Source organism: Microcoleus sp. S36a_B3, assembly GCF_036700745.1.
Taxonomy (GTDB): Bacteria; Cyanobacteriota; Cyanobacteriia; order Cyanobacteriales; family Microcoleaceae; genus Microcoleus.
In genome coordinates, this window is sequence record NZ_JAUBPN010000011.1 from 143,122 (window position 1) to 159,868 (window position 16,747).

Genomic DNA, 16,747 nt, shown 5'->3' on the forward strand with positions numbered 1-16,747 from the left:
CGCACCAGAGAATCACAAAATGTGCAGGTTGTTACATACATCTAAAGAATGTGCGCAGTGCGCACCCTACGAGAAGAATGTGCGCAACTTTTATTAATCATAAAATTGTCTCACAACTTCCACAAACTTATCAATGTTTTCAAAATGGATATTGTGACCAGCGTTTGGTATAATGTTGAGACTAGCGGCCGGACAAAAGCTGGCAATTTCTGCATTGATAGCTTGAAATTTTTCATCATATTCTCCCGCTAGCAAGAGGATGGGGATTTGATTTTGTGTTAGTTTTTCCCAAAGAGATGGTTGGTTGCCGATTCCCAGGTTGCGGAGGGATTTGGCTACTTCTAAGGGATTGTTTGCTAAGCGGCTTTCGATGAGTTGGTCGAATTTGGGAAATTTTTTTAAGGATTTGAATAAAGGGCGATCGTACCAGTTTAAAATAAAATCTTTAATGTTGCTATTTTCCAGTTTTTGTGCTAGTTGTAAATCGGATTGCAGTCTGTGCGATCGCTCTTTTTCACTCTTCAATCCCGGAGAAGCTGACTCTAACACGACTTTCTCGAATCTTTCAGGAAAATGTAATGTCATGTACAGCGCCAATCGCCCGCCCATTGAATAGCCCAACAACAAACATTTGTCTATTTGTAAATCATCTAATAAGTCTATCAAAGCTTGGGCTGTATTTGACATATTGTAGCAACTTTCGTCGCCGCTGACTCTGGTTTTTCCGTGACCGGGAAGGTCTACGGCCAGACAGCAATAATTTTGAGATAGCAAGGAAATGACGCTGCTAAAATCTTGATTGTTGCCCGTAAATCCGTGCAATAATAAAATTGTTAACTGATTTTTATTGCCAGTTAAGGAATAGTAAAATTGATAGTTTTTAAATCTTTCCATATACAATTTTTACTATAATTACCGGATTTACTGACATCTAATTTCCGCAGTGCCAACAGAGATGACTGCCTGAAAACGAGTGAGAAACTCCATACCAAGAAGACCGTCTATGCGGATATTTGGCGGTATATCGTGGGCAACTACGTCAAGATTTTCTATTACTTGACCCACGCAATTAAACCAAGATACGTTAATTACAGGAACATAGATTATTCCTTATTACTGCTATGTTATCAGGTATCGAGCCAGTATACTCTATTGCGACAGATTTTCCATTCCTTAATGAAAGCTTGCTGTAAATTTCATCGCGTTCTGTTGCATGGGCTAAAACTTCCCCTCGAATCACGTTTAATTCTTCATCTAATTCAGGATTGACAATGAGCACCCACTCATCAGGATATAGGCGAAAAATTTCTTCTAAGCTCAATATTTTGCTAATTTCTGTTTGCGTACTCATGATTTAATTCTCTTTTTTTACGATGTAATGTGAGGTAAGGATTGCTAAACTAAAGAAGATTTTGAGAAGTCGCCCAACTTTACCAACTCCGCCAACTCCCTCAACTTAGCAAACCATACCTCCATTTTACCGGAATTCTCGATCGCCCGAACTACAACACAAACCCCAGCGCCAGCAGCAATCCGCTCGAAAAATGCAGCGCGACTGCAATAAACTTACAGTTGCTGACCTTTGCCGGTTGGTCGTGATACTCTGCGACATGGCCAGAAAGGTCGATCGCAAAAAACAAACTCCCAAAAATCAACAGCGTCCAAATTGGAAACATTTGCAACGCCACAAACAGCACAGTCAAAGCATAAATGCTGCCGCACGACCACTGCAACAACAGCGCACCTTTTTTCGTACCCAACCGGACAATCGGTGATTTTTTCCCCGCCGCCAAATCGTCATCAACTTGATGAAAATGCGAACAAAATAAGATGATACTCGTAGTAATTCCCACGATTATCGAAGCAGCAAAATTAGTCGCAGACCAAGTTTGAGTTTGACTGTAATAAGCAGCAGCTAAAGCTAGAGGCCCGAAGGTAAAAAAGCAAATTATTTCGCCTAAACCCTGATAGCCCAAACGAAACGGAGGCCCTTGATAGGTATAGCCGAGGGCGCAAGACAAAACAATTAGCAAAATTACTGTTGGGTCTTTTTGCCACCAGGAAATAGCGCAGATTCCCGACACTCCAACGGCTAAAAATAAATTGGCAATCCAGAAAACTAAAGCTTTATTTCCGGTTAAGTTAACTACGGAATGCGCTTTATTTTTATCGATGCCTGTTTCCGAGTCAAATACATCATTACTGAGATTCAGCCATGCTATAATTAAAATGGCTGACATTAAAAATGTCGAAAAGATTGACGAATTAATCGTTTTAGTTTCGGCAAAAGCTATTGCAGTTCCTACTGAAATAGGAATCACCGCAACACTGTACATAGGCGGCTTGATTGCGGCCAGCCACAATTTACTATTTGGACGTTCAATTATCTTTGTTGTCATTACACAAACTTGATGCAATTGATAGCAGCTTGGTAATTTTACAATTTTATTGGTGAAGAATGTCTGCTCCCCATCCGCTTGAGTGCGCCTCCGGCATCCGTCGATCGCCTTTGTGGGTTCTGGCGCGCCCGAGAATGCCCGCCAGTCAACCTCTGCGGGGTCGATCGCAGGCGAAGCCCAGACTTAGCGGCTCAATCTTAAGTTTTATGTCTAAATGTTTCGGTCGATCGCGCGTTGGCGCAGACCTAGAACAGGATCGTCTGTTTTTTGCCCGCAGCCTGTCCAAACTGTCGGGAAACTCGAAAGGTCATGTTTTGCGATCGACCCAGACCGTGGTTAGATCGAAATAGGGTTTCTAGCGCCCTACGCTTGGGCTCAGAAGACCGGGCGCTTGAAACCGCGTCTATACAAACAAAACCCCAGCTCAGAGGGGTTGAAGAGTGGGCGGTTAAAATTACGCTATCTTCTTCAGTTCGCGGAGGCGGACTTCGTTTGATTTGACAAGAAGCGGTTTCAACCGCCGACTTATCAATCGCGCATTGGGTTCTAGCGGGACAAAACCGCACTCTTTCTGACAAATCTGCTATTCTCGATTTCATGACAGTAATACCGCACCGCCCTAATATTTTGCAAGACCGCAATCAACTGCATAAGTTTCTGTTAGATTGTCAGCAGTCTTTAACAGAAAAAGATCGAACAAAAATAGTTAGTATTTCTCAGGAGATTTCCCCCGTCGATCCGCTAGCGGTACTGCAAGAAATTGCCGCACCCGACGGCAGACATTTTTATTTTGAAAAAAGAGACCCTCTTGGAGACAATAGTTTTGCCATCGCCGCCCTAGATTCCACCATCCATTTCACAGCAGCGGGAAGCGATCGATTTACCCTCACTCAAAATTTTATTCAATCTTGTCTTGCTCGAACAATTACCATCGGTACAGAACGCTTGCCCTTCAGCGGGCCTCACTTTTTTTGTAGCTTTGCTTTTTTCGATGAAAATTTCGCCACCAATTCTTATTTTCCACCGGCCACCATATTTTTACCAAAATGGCAAATTACTAGCCTAAAAGATAGCTGTACGCTAGTCGCGAATACCATCATCAGCCGAGATATAAATATTAAAGATATTGCCAAAAAACTTTGGTTAGAAATTGACAAAATTGCCTCTCTAAAATTTATTAAAAAACCTAGCAATAGCAACCTTCCAATATCTTTAAAACAAATTCCTGTAAATGATGCGGCTCAATTCAAAACATCTGTAAAATCTGCCTTAGAATCGATCGACTCTAAATATTTCAGTAAACTTGTGTTGTCTCAAGCCATAAATGTCATTTCTCCAACACCTTTTAATTTAATAGATTCCTTAAACAACTTGCGCCTTTCCTATCCAGGTTGCTACGTATTTTCCACCAGTAACGGCAAAGGTCAGCAATTTATCGGTGCCAGTCCCGAACGGTTAATCAGCATTTACAACAATCAGTTAGTAACATATGCCTTAGCCGGTTCTGCGCCAAGGGGAAAAACAGAGGTGGAAGATGCGGATTTAGGCAAAGGTTTACTGAACAGCGAAAAGGATATTAGAGAACATCAAGTTGTGATTGATTTTATAGTCGATCGCTTTTTGACTCTGGGTATAAATCCCGACTTTTCCCCGCTGCCGAAACTGCTGAAACTGTCAAATATTCAGCATTTGTGGACACCAATCACTGCTCGAATTCCCGTAGATATTCACTTGTTAAAAATTTTAGCACAACTGCATCCAACACCAGCGGTGGCAGGCCTGCCGAGGGATATTTCCCTACAGCAAATTCGCGCTTGCGAAAGCTACGATCGCTCTTTGTATGCAGCAGCCCTGGGCTGGATCGATCGCAGCGGTAACGGCGAATTTGCCGTGGGCATCCGATCGGCATTAATCGACGGATCTCGCGCTATACTCTATGCTGGCGCTGGTATTGTAGCAGGTTCGGAGCCGGAAAAAGAACTAGCAGAAATTCAACTGAAATTACAAGCACTTTTAAACGCTTTAGTTTAGGAATATAGCCTTTCAAGCTCTCATATGAGGTACTATCCGGCATAGGGCATAGGGCATAGGGCATAGGGCATAGGGCATAGGGCATAGGGCATAGGGCATACCTCACCGCGCTTGAGAACCGCTATATCTCATAAAAATACCATCGATCGCCAAAACAACAAAATGCTTGACTTTCGGAACACAAACACCCTCTGGGCTTCCATAATAGCCGAGACTTTGCAGCGACTGAAACTAACAACAGCCGTAATTTGTCCCGGTTCGCGATCGGCACCGCTAACAATAGCCTTCGCCCAAAATAATCAAATAGAAACTATCCCCATACTCGACGAGCGATCGGCAAGTTTTTTTGCATTAGGAATAGCCAAAAAATCCGGTGTACCAACCGCACTAATTTGTACCTCTGGAACCGCTGCAGCCAACTTTTTCCCTGCGATAATAGAAGCAAGAGAAAGCCGAATTCCGCTGCTAATTTTCACAGCAGACAGACCTCCCGAACTCCGCGACTGTCACGCCGGACAAGCCATAGATCAAGTGAAAATCTACGGCAATTATCCCAACTGGCAAGCCGAATTAGCAATCCCTTCAGCAGAATTAGGAATGCTAGGCTATCTGCGACAGACAGTAATGTATGCGATCGAGCGATCGCAATTTCCCACACCAGGCCCAGTCCACCTCAACATCCCCTTTCGCGATCCGCTGGTACCCGTTCCAGATCCTGCGGTACAATCCTTAGAAACACAATTTGATATCGAATATTTTTTTGCAGGATTAGAACCCATTATTGCAGGAGAAACCTCTACCCCCCCCAGCCCCCCCTTGTTAAGGGGGGGGGCAGGAATTACAGTAGAACAATGGCAGAAGTGTAGCAGAGGGATAATTATTGCTGGAGTTGCACAGCCTCAGAATCCAGAAAAGTATTGTAGCGCGATCGGCCGAATTTCCCAACTACTAAACTGGCCAGTTTTAGCAGAAGGATTATCGCCCTTAAGAAACCGCGCCCAACTCAACCCTCATCTAATTTCCACCTACGATACAATCCTGCGAAACCGCGAACTAGCAGAAAAATTAAGACCAGAAATCGCCATTCAAATCGGAGACTTACCCACAAGCAAAGAACTGCGAAACTGGCTAGACAAAACCCAACCCAAACGCTACATAATCGACCCCGCCCACCACAACTTCGATCCCCTACACGGCCCAACAATTCACCTGCGAACCTCCGTAGAAAACCTAGCAACTAATCTCGCAACTAAATTAACTCCAGTCCCCCCCCTTACCAAGGGGGGGTTAGGGGGGGATCGAACAGGCAAAAACTCCCCTCCAGACTCTCCAGTCCCCCCCCTTACCAAGGGGGGGTTAGGGGGGGATCGAACAGGCAAAAACTCCCCTCCAGACTGTCCAGTCCCCCCCCTTACCAAGGGGGGGTTAGGGGGGGTTCAAACCTCGCCATCAAACCAATACCTCCAACTTTGGCGCAACACCGAAATCCAAGTCAGACAAACAATAGACCAAAAAATATCAGAAATTAACAACATAATCGAACCCAAAGTTTCCTGGCTGCTTTCCCAAATTTTGCCGCTTGGAACACCGATATTTATTGCTAACAGTATGCCCGTGCGAGATGTCGAATTTTTCTGGAAGCCGAACAACTTAGAAATAAAACCATTTGTCAATCGCGGCGCTAACGGCATCGACGGCACACTGTCAACAGCTTTGGGAGTAGCCCACCGCAATCAAAGCAGCATATTGCTAACAGGCGATTTAGCACTTTTGCACGATACAAACGGTTTTTTAATTAAAAATAAATTTGTCGGTCATCTGACAATTGTTTTAATTAATAATAACGGCGGCGGAATTTTTGAAATGTTGCCCGTTGCCAAATTTGACCCGCCCTTTGAAGAGTTTTTTGCCACGCCGCAGGATATCAATTTTGCTCAGTTGTGTGCAACTTACGGCGTGGAACACGAGATAATCGACGATTGGGAGCAGTTAAAAGAAAAATTGTTGGCGCTGCCAAATAACGGGATTCGGGTCTTAGAATTGCTCACAAACAGGCGTACAGATGCTAAATGGCGGCAAGACAATCTCGGTAAATTTGCTAAAGGTTCGTAGTGAGGACTTTAGTCCTTTATTTAAGCATTTAAGGACTAAAGTTCTCACTACGAACCTATTATGAACACTATTTAAACTGCTGGTTGAGCTAGCAGCGGATCTAATTCTCCATCTCTATCAAGTTTGTGAATGTCATCGCAGCCGCCGAGGTGTTGGTTGTTAACAAAGATTTGGGGGACGCTGCGCTTTCCGTTGGCGCGTAGGGCCATTGCATTTCTGGCTGCTTCATCGCCGTCTATTTTGTATTCGGTGTAATTTACGCCTTTCCACCACAGCAAGGTTTTTGCCCGGATGCAGTAGGGACAGGTTTGCCAAGTGTAAATTTCTACATTGGCTTTGATGCGATCGGGCGATCGGCCCAAAATGGGATTGAGAAAATCAAGCATTTTCGGTACTGGGGTAAAAATTAAACTGATTGACAGATTAAATCATTTTAGCGAAACGCCATCGATCCCGCGTCCTACCAAAGGTTAGCCTGCTATGGAATTGCCCGCACCACCTTTGGCGCTGTGATTCGCGTCACACATTGACTAAACTCGGATCACTTACGTACACCCCAAATAATCACCTTCGGAACCTCATTAATATCACTGATCTTTTGAGGAAACCAGAGCATGATTAATATATCGAATTCAACCGCACTGCCATGAACTGCTTACAACTCCTCCCCGGCGCTATCTCTGAAATCATCGCTTCTGTCAGCGACACGGGCGTTTTAACTTTAGCCGATCGCTACGGTTTGATGGCCGCTACTTTGGACGAGTCCCTCAATGACGAAGATAGAGGCTGTGTCAACCGCCTGCTGCGGGCAGTGCTCAGAGGCAGGGTAAGAATCGTGAACGAACTTTCAGCAGCAATGTAAGGTGAGTCAGCGGTAGATAAAGATGGCGAAATTGGTTGGCAGCCGATCGCCCGCCGGAGTCCCTGAGACTTGATATAACGGCGACTTGAATTCGATTTAAAGTTTTCTCCTCTAACAAAACAACGGTTTTTTCGATGTGCAGCCTGTAACGGGCTGCTTTTTTTTGGACTGGTGGGCGGGTTATCAGAAACCGGGTTTTTTACGAAAAACCCGGTTTCTTAAGTCCCTGTGCGTTTTTCGGTACTTCCAAGTCCTCTAATCGCCGATTTTGATGTCGTACTGGCGGCAGAGGGCGACCAGTTTTTGTTGGAAGCGATCGCGCACACTGTCGGGAGAGACAATGACGCAATCTTCCCCGTACCGCAGCACATCTCGAAACAGCCAGAATATACTAGATACCCGCTTCACCACATGACGCACGTCTCCCACCATTTCATTTGCCACATCTTCATCCGGCTTGGATTCATAGTTGTCAGCCAATCCTTTTAAAAAGTGTAAGTGTACTTTGATGTAATCTATGCTTTCGCGCCAATCTTCACTGGCCGGTAGCAAGTTGACAATCTTGTCCAAGCGCAAACACCGATTGTGAGCTAATTCCGGGATTTCTCTAGGGTTAGCATCATCGCACCAGATTTCTAGGTACAAGCGCTTGTCGTAAAGGCGAATTTTGGCACTGCGGGCAGTAAATTCGCTCACTTTGTCTTGGCGTGACTGGTAAAACAGCCTGAACGGTTGGTCGTTGTCAATCAGTTGATTGAGTCGCAGCCGCCACGCTTCAGCAGTTTGGTTGACCTGTTCGAGTAATTCTTGGCGGATGGGAGGTTCCAGATTGCCTTTGTCTAAGAGTAAGGCCAGTACAATCTGGGCCGCTTCCACTTCGCCGGAGTCGTTCAGGAATTTGGCAGCTTTGCTCAAAGATTGCGCTTGCACAGAGTTGAGCGTGAAAGGTTCACCAACTTCTATTCGGTGTTGGGCGATCGCCACCAATAACCCGGATACGCTGGGGGATTTGCCCCAGAAGATGCCGAGGCGAAGGGCGATCGCCTCTAGCTGTTCCTTGGTTCCCGATGGAATCGAAAGTGTAATTGTCTCTTTTTTGCGAGGCATCAATAAAATTGTAAGTACATACTTGACATATGAGGTTTTAAGTGCCACTATCAATATTAGTGTAAATGCAGTCCCCTGTCACGCACTTAAAACCTCAAAAAAATCTGCCATGAATCCACCGATGCCCAATCTTTGGCGCATCAGGAGGTTTGATGAGACTTATGTTAATGACTAAAAACTCGCACCAATGGTGCGAAAAATTGGTTGCATTCATCGTCAGATGGTTTTAGAAAAGATTGAGAACGAGAATTTTATATCTGCATGACTCGCCCGTAAGAAATTGAGTGATTTTTTTAATATCAAATGAACCGATTTGGACGAAAAGATGTCACGAAAAAGTCTGCTTTTTGACGAAGAAACAACAACTTTAGACGATCGCTATTTTGCAGAAGTTCGTCCCCGGCTGTACGAACTGCATAGCAAACACTCACAGTACGGCAGTCGCCAAGGACGCACCCTCGCCGAACATCTCGATTCAGCTTGTCAGTTCGTCCTGACTGTTAGCAAACTTGCGGGAGTTCCCGACGAAAAACGCGCTTGCATTTTGGCCGCGACTGCCGTTCACGATTTGAATAAGCTGGCAGACGACGGACGCAATGTTAAAACTTTAGCCCGCGATCGCACCTTTCTGCAAGAACAACTCGATCGCGCCTGCGTTGCCCAATTCGCCCAAACTGACGAACAACTCGAACTCATCCGCCGCCTGATAGAACGCCATTCTGGACACAGCGCCAGCGATGGAACCCGCTTTTTGCCGGAAGACCCCAATATCAAACGTTGGGCCGCGATGTTGATTGGGGGTGACTTATTCGACTTGGGAATTGAAGAACACAAACGCATTGCCAAAGTCGAAACCGAGTTAACAGTTGCGTTGCAGCGTCCCAGTAAATTGTTTCATGTCAGTCTTTCCGAAGACCGAGGTTATCTGACTTCGCTGTTGCTGTCAGCTTGCGAAGAGGTTTTGCACGATCGCAATTTGCATACTCTCGCGATCGATCCCAACGGTCAAATTTTTGTCGGAGAAGCCTTTCCCGACGGCGATTTGAGCTTAATCATTGCTAAAAAATGGCAAAAAAAGATCGATCGCGTCTTTAGCAGCAACGTCGAACAACTCGTTAATGCCACCAAAGACGGCATCAAAATCGACCCGCAAGCCATTCAACAAAACCCCGAAGCAACCTTAGATGAAGTAGATAAATTACTGGCAAAAAAAGCCAGCGGTTACAAAGCTGAAAAAGTCACCAAAGACATTGAAAAGTACGGCGGCGATGCTGGAGAAACCGCCGTTAATGCTGCCGCCGCAGTCGGCTTGCATCCAGTATCAACTGCCGAGGAATTCGCCATCTCCGAGGGACTAAAAACCGCTTATCTCAGCTATCGTGCCGCCGAACTCAGTCCCAAGGATGTTTGGGATCGAATTGCCGTACAAGTCGGGCTTTCTCCCGAACAGCGGGCAGCATTGGAACCGTTTAACGCGCAGTACGGACGCTGTTTGTTTGCGGCAAAATCCATCGAGGGCGATCGCGAACAGATGCTAGCAAAGGTATTTGCTGCCTTAGAAGACTCATTTCAATTGCGTCCAACAGCAGAAGTAGAAGTCTCCGCAGAATTGGTGAATGCAGTTCGACAATTGCTTAACTTTTCTACACCCGCAAACTCGCAAGGTTTTAACGAACTAACAGCATATATTGAAGCCAACCCGCGCCAGCGATGTTCCTTGGGCATAACATCGCTGCAAGTCGGCGAATTGAGTTCGCCAAAAATGCCGCCGGGAACCAAAGTACAAGCTTTTTCCAACCGCCTTCCCGGTGGTATGATTGCCGAACCCAAGCGCAGGGCTGACAACTTATCAGCGCTTGGTTATCAGTTAATGGCAGTTGGTGCAAACTTTCCAAATGCAGTCAAACAAGACCCGCTTTATCTGCACTTTGCCCTGCCCAAAGGTTCGAGTGTGGAACTCAGAACAATTTGGCAAAACTTTCTGAAAAACACCGCAGCCAAGAACGAAGACGGCACAGTAACAGTTGATGAACTGCAACTTTACCGGGAAAATCGGCTAGTTTTTCAATCCAATAAAATGGTTGGGTTAGCACTGCCAAAACGTCCTGAATTTATCAACTCCACGGTGACAATTCCCGTACTTTGGGGAGAAGTCAATAACTCTGTGGCGTTGCTGAAATCGCTCAGGCTGGCATTGGAAATGAGTTTAGCCTTAGATTTGGGTTTTCCCTTTGTTTTAAGTGCGAATCTGGAAGTCGAACCAACTTGGGATTTTTTCGCCAAAGTTGATGGCATTCCATCATCATTGCAGCCGCTATTGAGTAACGGTCAGTATCGGCGGGATGGTCATTTTTCCGAAAAAGAACGATGTGCAGTAGTAACGGCAGAAAAAGTTTTAGAACGGCTGCGCTGTATTGGTAAACTAACAATTTCTGTAGCAAGTCTGAAGAAAAAAGATGATTGTCTGTACGACTTAGTGCGGGCATCAACTCGTCCTCTCAGCTTGTATTACGTCTTGCTGCGCTGGATTTTGCGAGAACAAGATGACCCCAATTTGGAGGCAATTTGGTCTCGCATTCGAGAACCTTTGAATACTTTATTGGAGAGTTTGATGTCAGAAGAACACGATCGCGTTTCTAGCTATCTCAAGCAAGCCGCACATATTGCCGAATTTGCCAGACTGCGGGGAAGTTCCTTTCGCCGGACTGCCCAAACTGAGCCGTTTTCGGAGTTTATCAAAGCCGTGCGATCGCGCAAATCTCACATGGATTGGGACACGATATTTGCCGCCCTCGCCCAGCAATATCACAACCGTCTCGATCGCATTCGCGAACATGGTGTGGGTGCGACAAAATACGAACAAATCAAGCAGTTCTATCAAGTTTTGAAACAACTGTTTGAGGAGGTTTATCACTCGCGTCCCGAAAGGCTATTAACTGATAGCAAAACTCTTGAAGCTGCCTATTTGTTCTTTTTGCAAGAAGCCCGTCAAGAATTGAAAGCTGAAACCGAAAAAAAGTCTGCAACCACATCTACAACCACATCTGAAAAAAATTAGGAGAGTTCAAAATGTCGATCGCAAAATTGCAACCATTCCTCGCCCCCAGCTACGAAAACTTTCCCAAAGGCCGCACCATTGGTATGGTTGTCCTTCGCACAACGCAATCGGAAACCATTTTCCGCACGGAAGGAACGGGCGAACCCATGTGCAGCGAATACGTGCAAGCTGGGATTGAAGATACCGAATCGATTCCTCGGTTAGTGATGACAAAACGCAAACAAGTTGCACCAGAAAGGCGGAAAGGACGCGAATTTTTGCGATCGCACAATCTCCTTCATACCGCGAAAACCAATGAACTTTGTGCTCTCAATACCAATGCGCCTTGTGAAATGTGCGTTGATTGCTTCCTCTACGGCTTCGCGGCGGGTGGAGAAGGGGCGCAAAAAAGCCGAGTTTGGACAGAAGATGCGTTTAGCGTACTGCATTCTACAGAACTGATTGGCGATCGCACGATCAATGCTATTTTTGAAACCGGAACTATGCGCGATGAAAAAGGTAACGCTTCGACGGCACTAAACACTAGCGAATATATCAAACCAGGAGTTCATTTCCTCGATATTCTCACCCTCAAAGATGTCACCGCAGACGAACTGCGCTACACCCTAGGCAACATTTTGCTAACCACTCGTTACGGCGCTGTTTCCAGCCGCGTCGGACGCATGGACAATCAAATTCTCGGTGTCTTTGGCGGCATTGCGGAATTGCCCAGTTCTCTGGAATTGGTACAAGGAGTTTACGACAAACTGAAAGCCAAAAATACCGCCCTTGAACATCCTTTAAAAACTCAATCTTTAGTGGATGCAACTCAGGAAATTATCAGCACTTGGACAAACAAACGAGGTGTTTCTATGCAGTTGTCCGCCGCCGAACGTGACGCGCTGATTGCGGATGTCGATCGCCATTGGTCGTTACCCGAACAAGAAACTTTTCTCAAACGCCTCGATGAATCCTATGCACCCTGGCGGAAGGTGAAAAGTGAAAACAAGAAAAAGGGAAAAAATAAGGATTAAAGAAGAGTAATTTCTATAGTCCTGGACGCAAGGGTAGCCAGAAACCGGGTTTTTTATCTAATCTTGTAGCTACAGCGAATAATTTTTGTAAAAAACCCGGTTTCTTTGGTATTTATGCCTCTAGGAATATTGAAATCATCTGCGTTAATCTACGTTAATCTGCGGTTTTCCTGTTGTATCAAAGATTTATGCAATTAAAGTCTACTTTTCAATCCGCAAGCTACGTTCCTCAATGAATCTCAACCATGACGCAATTAGAACTTGCTTTAAATTTTTCCACTGACAAGATTTCCTATTCAACTGCACGGTTAATCGAACTGTGGTGCGCCGAACCCGTGTTCTTTGCCTCGCGAGAACTTTCTGATACTTATTATACCGAAAGTGCGATCGGCAATTATGCCCTAGCCTACGCTTTGGGTTGGGCGCGATCGCCCTATCGACTCACGGGACAAGACACCGGAAGACCCCGATATATTGAGGATTTAACACCGCTTTCCGGTCAAAGCTACATCCTCCCCGCGTGGCCCGCAAACGGCACTGTATCCTTGCGATTTGAGCGGTTTAACGCCCTTTCTGACTCCTATTGGTATGCGATGACGAACAATCGCGTGGCAACAGCGCGGGAAGATGTACCACTGAGTCGATCGGGCAAAAAACCCAGTACCTACCGCCCCAGCAACTTCCCCCAAACCGGGCGATTGCGGATGATTGAACGGGGAAATCGGTTTCAAACATTGGTATTTGGCGATCGCGAATTACCCGAATACATCCGCGTCGGCAAATTCACCAGCAAAGTCCGCGTTGAAATCGTTAAAAAATTCGATGTTGTGCAACTTCCGAGGGGCGATTATCGCTGCAATACCTATCTCAGCGCCGCCGACTTGCCTGCTAATATCGAACTCCTAGCTTTCGACTTAATTTCGATGCCGCCCGCCTCGTTATTGAAGAACCTTTCCTTTCGCGGTGAGGCGCTGCAAGCTGGCGATTTCATTCTCCCAGCCAACCTTGAATTTTGCGGTCAAAATCACAATGGATAATCTAAAAATTCAACTCGAACCAGCCAGCATTTCTGCTTGTGATAAATTGCAGCCACAACTGGAATTTATGGGACAAGCCTTGCAGCATCAAGTCGATGTTTATGAAGCCTCAGAAAATCATGACATCATTCTCGACACCGCGCCGACTGGAACGGGAAAAACAAAAGCAGGATTGAGTGTTTCGCTGCACAATCCTCAACGAAATGCGATCTATATCGCGCCGACAAATGCCTTGATTGACCAACAAACAAAAACAGCAGAAGAGTTTGTTTGTAAAGCAAATTTGCCGCATCTCGTCAAAGCAGCTTCTGCTAAGCAAGTCAATTCGTGGTCAGAAGATTTAGTGGGGAAACGTTCTGGAGAAAAAATCTATAACGTTTTGCGAGAACCTGCGACAATCTTTCCTGAATGTGGTGGCGGTAGACCGATTTTGTTGGTGACGAACCCGGATATTTTCTACTACGCGACGTTTTTTGCATACAATAAGCTCGATCGCAGCAACATTGCCAGTGAATTTTACAGCAGTTTCTCAACAGTAATTTTCGATGAATTTCACCTTTACGATGCCAAACAGTTAGTCAGCTTGTTTTTCTATCTCGCCTTATCCAAAGAGTTCGGTTATTTTCAGCAGAACCGAAAAATTGTACTCTTGACGGCAACGCCTGAACCTGCTTGCGAAGAAGCGTTAAATGTTTTAGGAAAAAACGGTGTCAGAATTTATCGAACTGACAGCAAAAATCAAATCGATCGCCTACTTCCTTCTCAAACTCAAGTCAATCTCGAAATTCGCAAGCAGCCGGAAAAAGACAATCTGATTGCGGAAATTGTCGAAGAAGTGGTGCGGCGGCTGCGCGAATTTCCTGACGAAAATGGGGCGGTAATCCTGGATGCCAAGGATACATTAGGGCGCATTTCCGATGGACTGCGCGATCGCAGATTTGCCGATTTCTGCGGGCGGATTACAGGCGATACACCCAAGGAAGAACGCCCGCAGGCTGCCCAAAAACAAGTGATTCTGGCTACCAGTACCGTCGATGTGGGCTTCAACTTTGAACGGGATAATCCGCCATCCAGACAGAATCTCGATTGGTTGATTTTTTCAACGCGCGATCGCTTTTCATTTTGGCAGCGAATCGGGCGTGTAGGACGGGTTTTGGGGAAAACGCAAACCGATATTCCTTCAGATGCGATCGCCTATTTGCCCGATCGGGCGTGGGAACAAGGAATCGCACAACTTGACTGTAGCGGCGGGCGCAATTCCCTAACAGAAATGTTAGCAAGTTTAGACTGCATGAAACGTCCGTTTCTAGAAATTTATTGGCGGTCTGAAGCATTTCTAGAAATTGCCAAACCCTTACTCGAACTAGAAATTTTGCTGGACAATTTGCCCGAAGCCAGTTTAGTCACCCAGCTTTATCAAACCCTGCAAATTGTGTTAGGAGGTAAGCGAGATTGGAGTTATTACCGCCAGCGGATGAAAGTATTGCAAGGGGCGGAAAATGTAGCTAAATCTACAATCAAACAAATTCAAAAAGAGTGGCAATACGTTAAAGGCGGTCAAAACTGCGTCAAGAGTTTTATGCAAGCCAACTATCCCGAAGATTGGGAAGAAATTAAAGCTGGGAGAAGTGCGATCGAATCAATTGAGGACAAGATTTGCAAAAACCCAAAAGTCGCCGAAGAGTTGAAAGAGTATGCAACCATTCTCAAAGCCAGCTATGCGCCGCTGTTTAAATTCCGAGAAAGCTTGTTTGAAAATGTCAAAATTTACGATCCGCACAACTTCTTACTCGATGAAGTCGGCGAAACCAATCTCGATCCGATTCACCTGCTGAGATTTTATGAATTTGCCTCCGATGACAATGGAATTGTACTTACCCATCGCGCCGCCCAAACCTACGGACTCAAATTCGCCTTGCAAGTTGCAGATTTAGAAGATTTTTCTAACAACTATCTCTGCAAACTGTATGCTTTTAAGAATTGTACGATCGAACGCACTATCAGCGATATCGTTCGTCCCACAGCGCTAATTTCCCAGCTTTCACCGCCCTTAATGCCCGGTGTTATTGTCCGAGAACACCGGAAAAATCGCTGGGCAATTCTCAAACTCAGGAAACAAGGAGTCCAATGCTATCCAATTACAGTCAAAGATAGCTTTGGTGCCGAAAAAGAGTATACATTTTTTCCAAGCTTATCGGGCATTTTGGCGATCGCCTCCGCTGGCATTGCCTTAAAATGTCCTGACAATCAAGAATTCTGGGTAATTTAAACTATGCCGCACAGCCTGATCCTTAACCTCCTCCCCCTCTCCCCAATATCCCCCGGATACCTAACGGGAAGACACCTGCACGCCCTCTTTCTCACCCTCGTGAGCTCCGTTGACAAAGAACTTGGCAACTACCTGCACGAAGCTGCAGCAGATAAAGCCTTCACCCTCAGCCCTTTACAAACTAAAAAATGCCCTTTCAAAAAACACCATTCCTTGCAATGGGAACACTCACAACCCATTCCCGAACATACCCTTTGTTGGTGGCGAATTACTCTTCTTGATGACTCTCTATTTGGTAAATTAACTCAGCTTTGGCTGAATCTTAATCCCTCAAAACCGTGGCATCTGGGCCCTACTGATTTGTTGATTACTAAGATTTTGGGAACGCCACAAGTAGATATGCCTTGGGCTAATGCTTGCGATTACTCTCAATTGTACGATCGCGCTTCTGACACTAATCGAGCGATCGCCTTTAGCCTCGCTACTCCAACATCTTTTCGTCAAGGGAAATTTGATTCAGTTTTGCCCACGAGAGAATGCGTTTTTAACAGGCTTCTCACTCGCTGGAACAAGTACAGCGGTATTGAGATTTCTCCGCTGTCGCTCGATGCACTTTTTCCGAGTTTTGTCAATATCAAAACAGAAGTTACGAGTAATTATCACAGCAATTTTATCGGAGTTGTTGGGGAAGTTACTTATCGAATTTTGGGAGATGTGGAACCGTTGGCTATTAAACAAATTAATGCTTTGGCTGATTTTTCCTTGTACTGCGGGTTGGGGAGAAAAACACCGATGGGCATGGGTATGACGCGCCGAATTTTTGTTAAGAATTCTCAAGATTGAAGCAGAAACCAATAGG

14 protein-coding genes are annotated in these 16,747 nt (G+C 45.5%); 9 read left to right on the forward strand and 5 right to left on the reverse strand.

Going from position 1 to position 16,747, the window contains the following annotated elements:
* Positions 1-93: 93 nt before the first annotated feature.
* From menH to menA, 3 genes are all read right to left on the reverse strand, one after another.
* Positions 94-894, reverse strand: a complete 801-nt coding sequence (gene menH, locus QUA01_RS14470) for a 2-succinyl-6-hydroxy-2,4-cyclohexadiene-1-carboxylate synthase (RefSeq protein WP_333092256.1) — start codon at positions 892-894, stop codon at positions 94-96.
* A 190-nt stretch (positions 895-1,084) separates the two neighbouring features.
* Entirely contained in the window at positions 1,085-1,351 is a 267-nt protein-coding gene (locus QUA01_RS14475) for a hypothetical protein (RefSeq protein ID WP_333092254.1), read from the reverse strand.
* Positions 1,352-1,502: 151 nt separating this feature from the next.
* The gene (gene menA / locus QUA01_RS14480) at positions 1,503-2,399 is read right to left on the reverse strand and encodes a 2-carboxy-1,4-naphthoquinone phytyltransferase (protein WP_333092253.1); all 897 of its coding nucleotides are present in this window, start codon (positions 2,397-2,399) and stop codon (positions 1,503-1,505) included.
* Between the two features lie 59 nt (positions 2,400-2,458).
* Between menA and QUA01_RS14485 the strand changes: the two genes are divergently transcribed.
* The 3 genes from QUA01_RS14485 (at position 2,459) to menD (ending at position 6,542) form a co-directional block, all read left to right on the forward strand.
* Positions 2,459-2,749 carry a hypothetical protein gene (locus tag QUA01_RS14485; protein WP_333092252.1) on the forward strand — a complete coding sequence of 97 codons (291 nt, stop codon included), beginning with the start codon at positions 2,459-2,461 and terminating at the stop codon, positions 2,747-2,749.
* Between the two features lie 247 nt (positions 2,750-2,996).
* Entirely contained in the window at positions 2,997-4,430 is a 1,434-nt protein-coding gene (locus QUA01_RS14490; RefSeq protein ID WP_333092251.1) for an isochorismate synthase, read from the forward strand.
* 162 nt (positions 4,431-4,592) lie between these two features.
* The gene (gene menD / locus QUA01_RS14495; protein WP_333092250.1) at positions 4,593-6,542 is read left to right on the forward strand and encodes a 2-succinyl-5-enolpyruvyl-6-hydroxy-3-cyclohexene-1-carboxylic-acid synthase; all 1,950 of its coding nucleotides are present in this window, start codon (positions 4,593-4,595) and stop codon (positions 6,540-6,542) included.
* 71 nt (positions 6,543-6,613) lie between these two features.
* Here menD and grxC read toward each other — a convergent pair whose 3' ends face one another.
* Positions 6,614-6,928, reverse strand: coding sequence for a glutaredoxin 3 (gene grxC, locus QUA01_RS14500; protein WP_333092249.1), 315 nt, complete (start codon positions 6,926-6,928; stop codon positions 6,614-6,616).
* A 260-nt stretch (positions 6,929-7,188) separates the two neighbouring features.
* Between grxC and QUA01_RS14505 the strand changes: the two genes are divergently transcribed.
* Positions 7,189-7,404 carry a hypothetical protein gene (locus QUA01_RS14505; protein WP_333092248.1) on the forward strand — a complete coding sequence of 72 codons (216 nt, stop codon included), beginning with the start codon at positions 7,189-7,191 and terminating at the stop codon, positions 7,402-7,404.
* Positions 7,405-7,659: 255 nt separating this feature from the next.
* Here the strand turns inward: QUA01_RS14505 and QUA01_RS14510 are convergent, their stop codons facing one another.
* Entirely contained in the window at positions 7,660-8,511 is an 852-nt protein-coding gene (locus QUA01_RS14510) for a helix-turn-helix transcriptional regulator (RefSeq protein ID WP_333092247.1), read from the reverse strand.
* Between the two features lie 325 nt (positions 8,512-8,836).
* Between QUA01_RS14510 and QUA01_RS14515 the strand changes: the two genes are divergently transcribed.
* From QUA01_RS14515 to cas6, 5 genes are all read left to right on the forward strand, one after another.
* Positions 8,837-11,569 (forward strand): CRISPR-associated protein Csc3, encoded by a 2,733-nt coding sequence (locus QUA01_RS14515; protein WP_333092246.1) that lies wholly within the window; start codon positions 8,837-8,839, stop codon positions 11,567-11,569.
* Positions 11,570-11,580: 11 nt separating this feature from the next.
* Positions 11,581-12,582: a type I-D CRISPR-associated protein Cas7/Csc2 gene (gene cas7d / locus QUA01_RS14520; RefSeq protein ID WP_333092245.1), complete on the forward strand. Its 1,002-nt coding sequence runs from the start codon at positions 11,581-11,583 to the stop codon at positions 12,580-12,582.
* A gap of 245 nt (positions 12,583-12,827) precedes the next feature.
* Entirely contained in the window at positions 12,828-13,619 is a 792-nt protein-coding gene (gene cas5d / locus QUA01_RS14525) for a type I-D CRISPR-associated protein Cas5/Csc1 (RefSeq protein WP_333092244.1), read from the forward strand.
* Positions 13,612-15,888 (forward strand): type I-D CRISPR-associated helicase Cas3', encoded by a 2,277-nt coding sequence (cas3, locus tag QUA01_RS14530; protein WP_333092243.1) that lies wholly within the window; start codon positions 13,612-13,614, stop codon positions 15,886-15,888. Before cas5d ends, cas3 begins: the two co-directional genes overlap by 8 nt.
* Before the next feature lie 3 nt (positions 15,889-15,891).
* Entirely contained in the window at positions 15,892-16,731 is an 840-nt protein-coding gene (cas6, locus tag QUA01_RS14535) for a CRISPR-associated endoribonuclease Cas6 (RefSeq protein ID WP_194070253.1), read from the forward strand.
* The last annotated feature ends 16 nt before the right edge of the window (positions 16,732-16,747 follow it).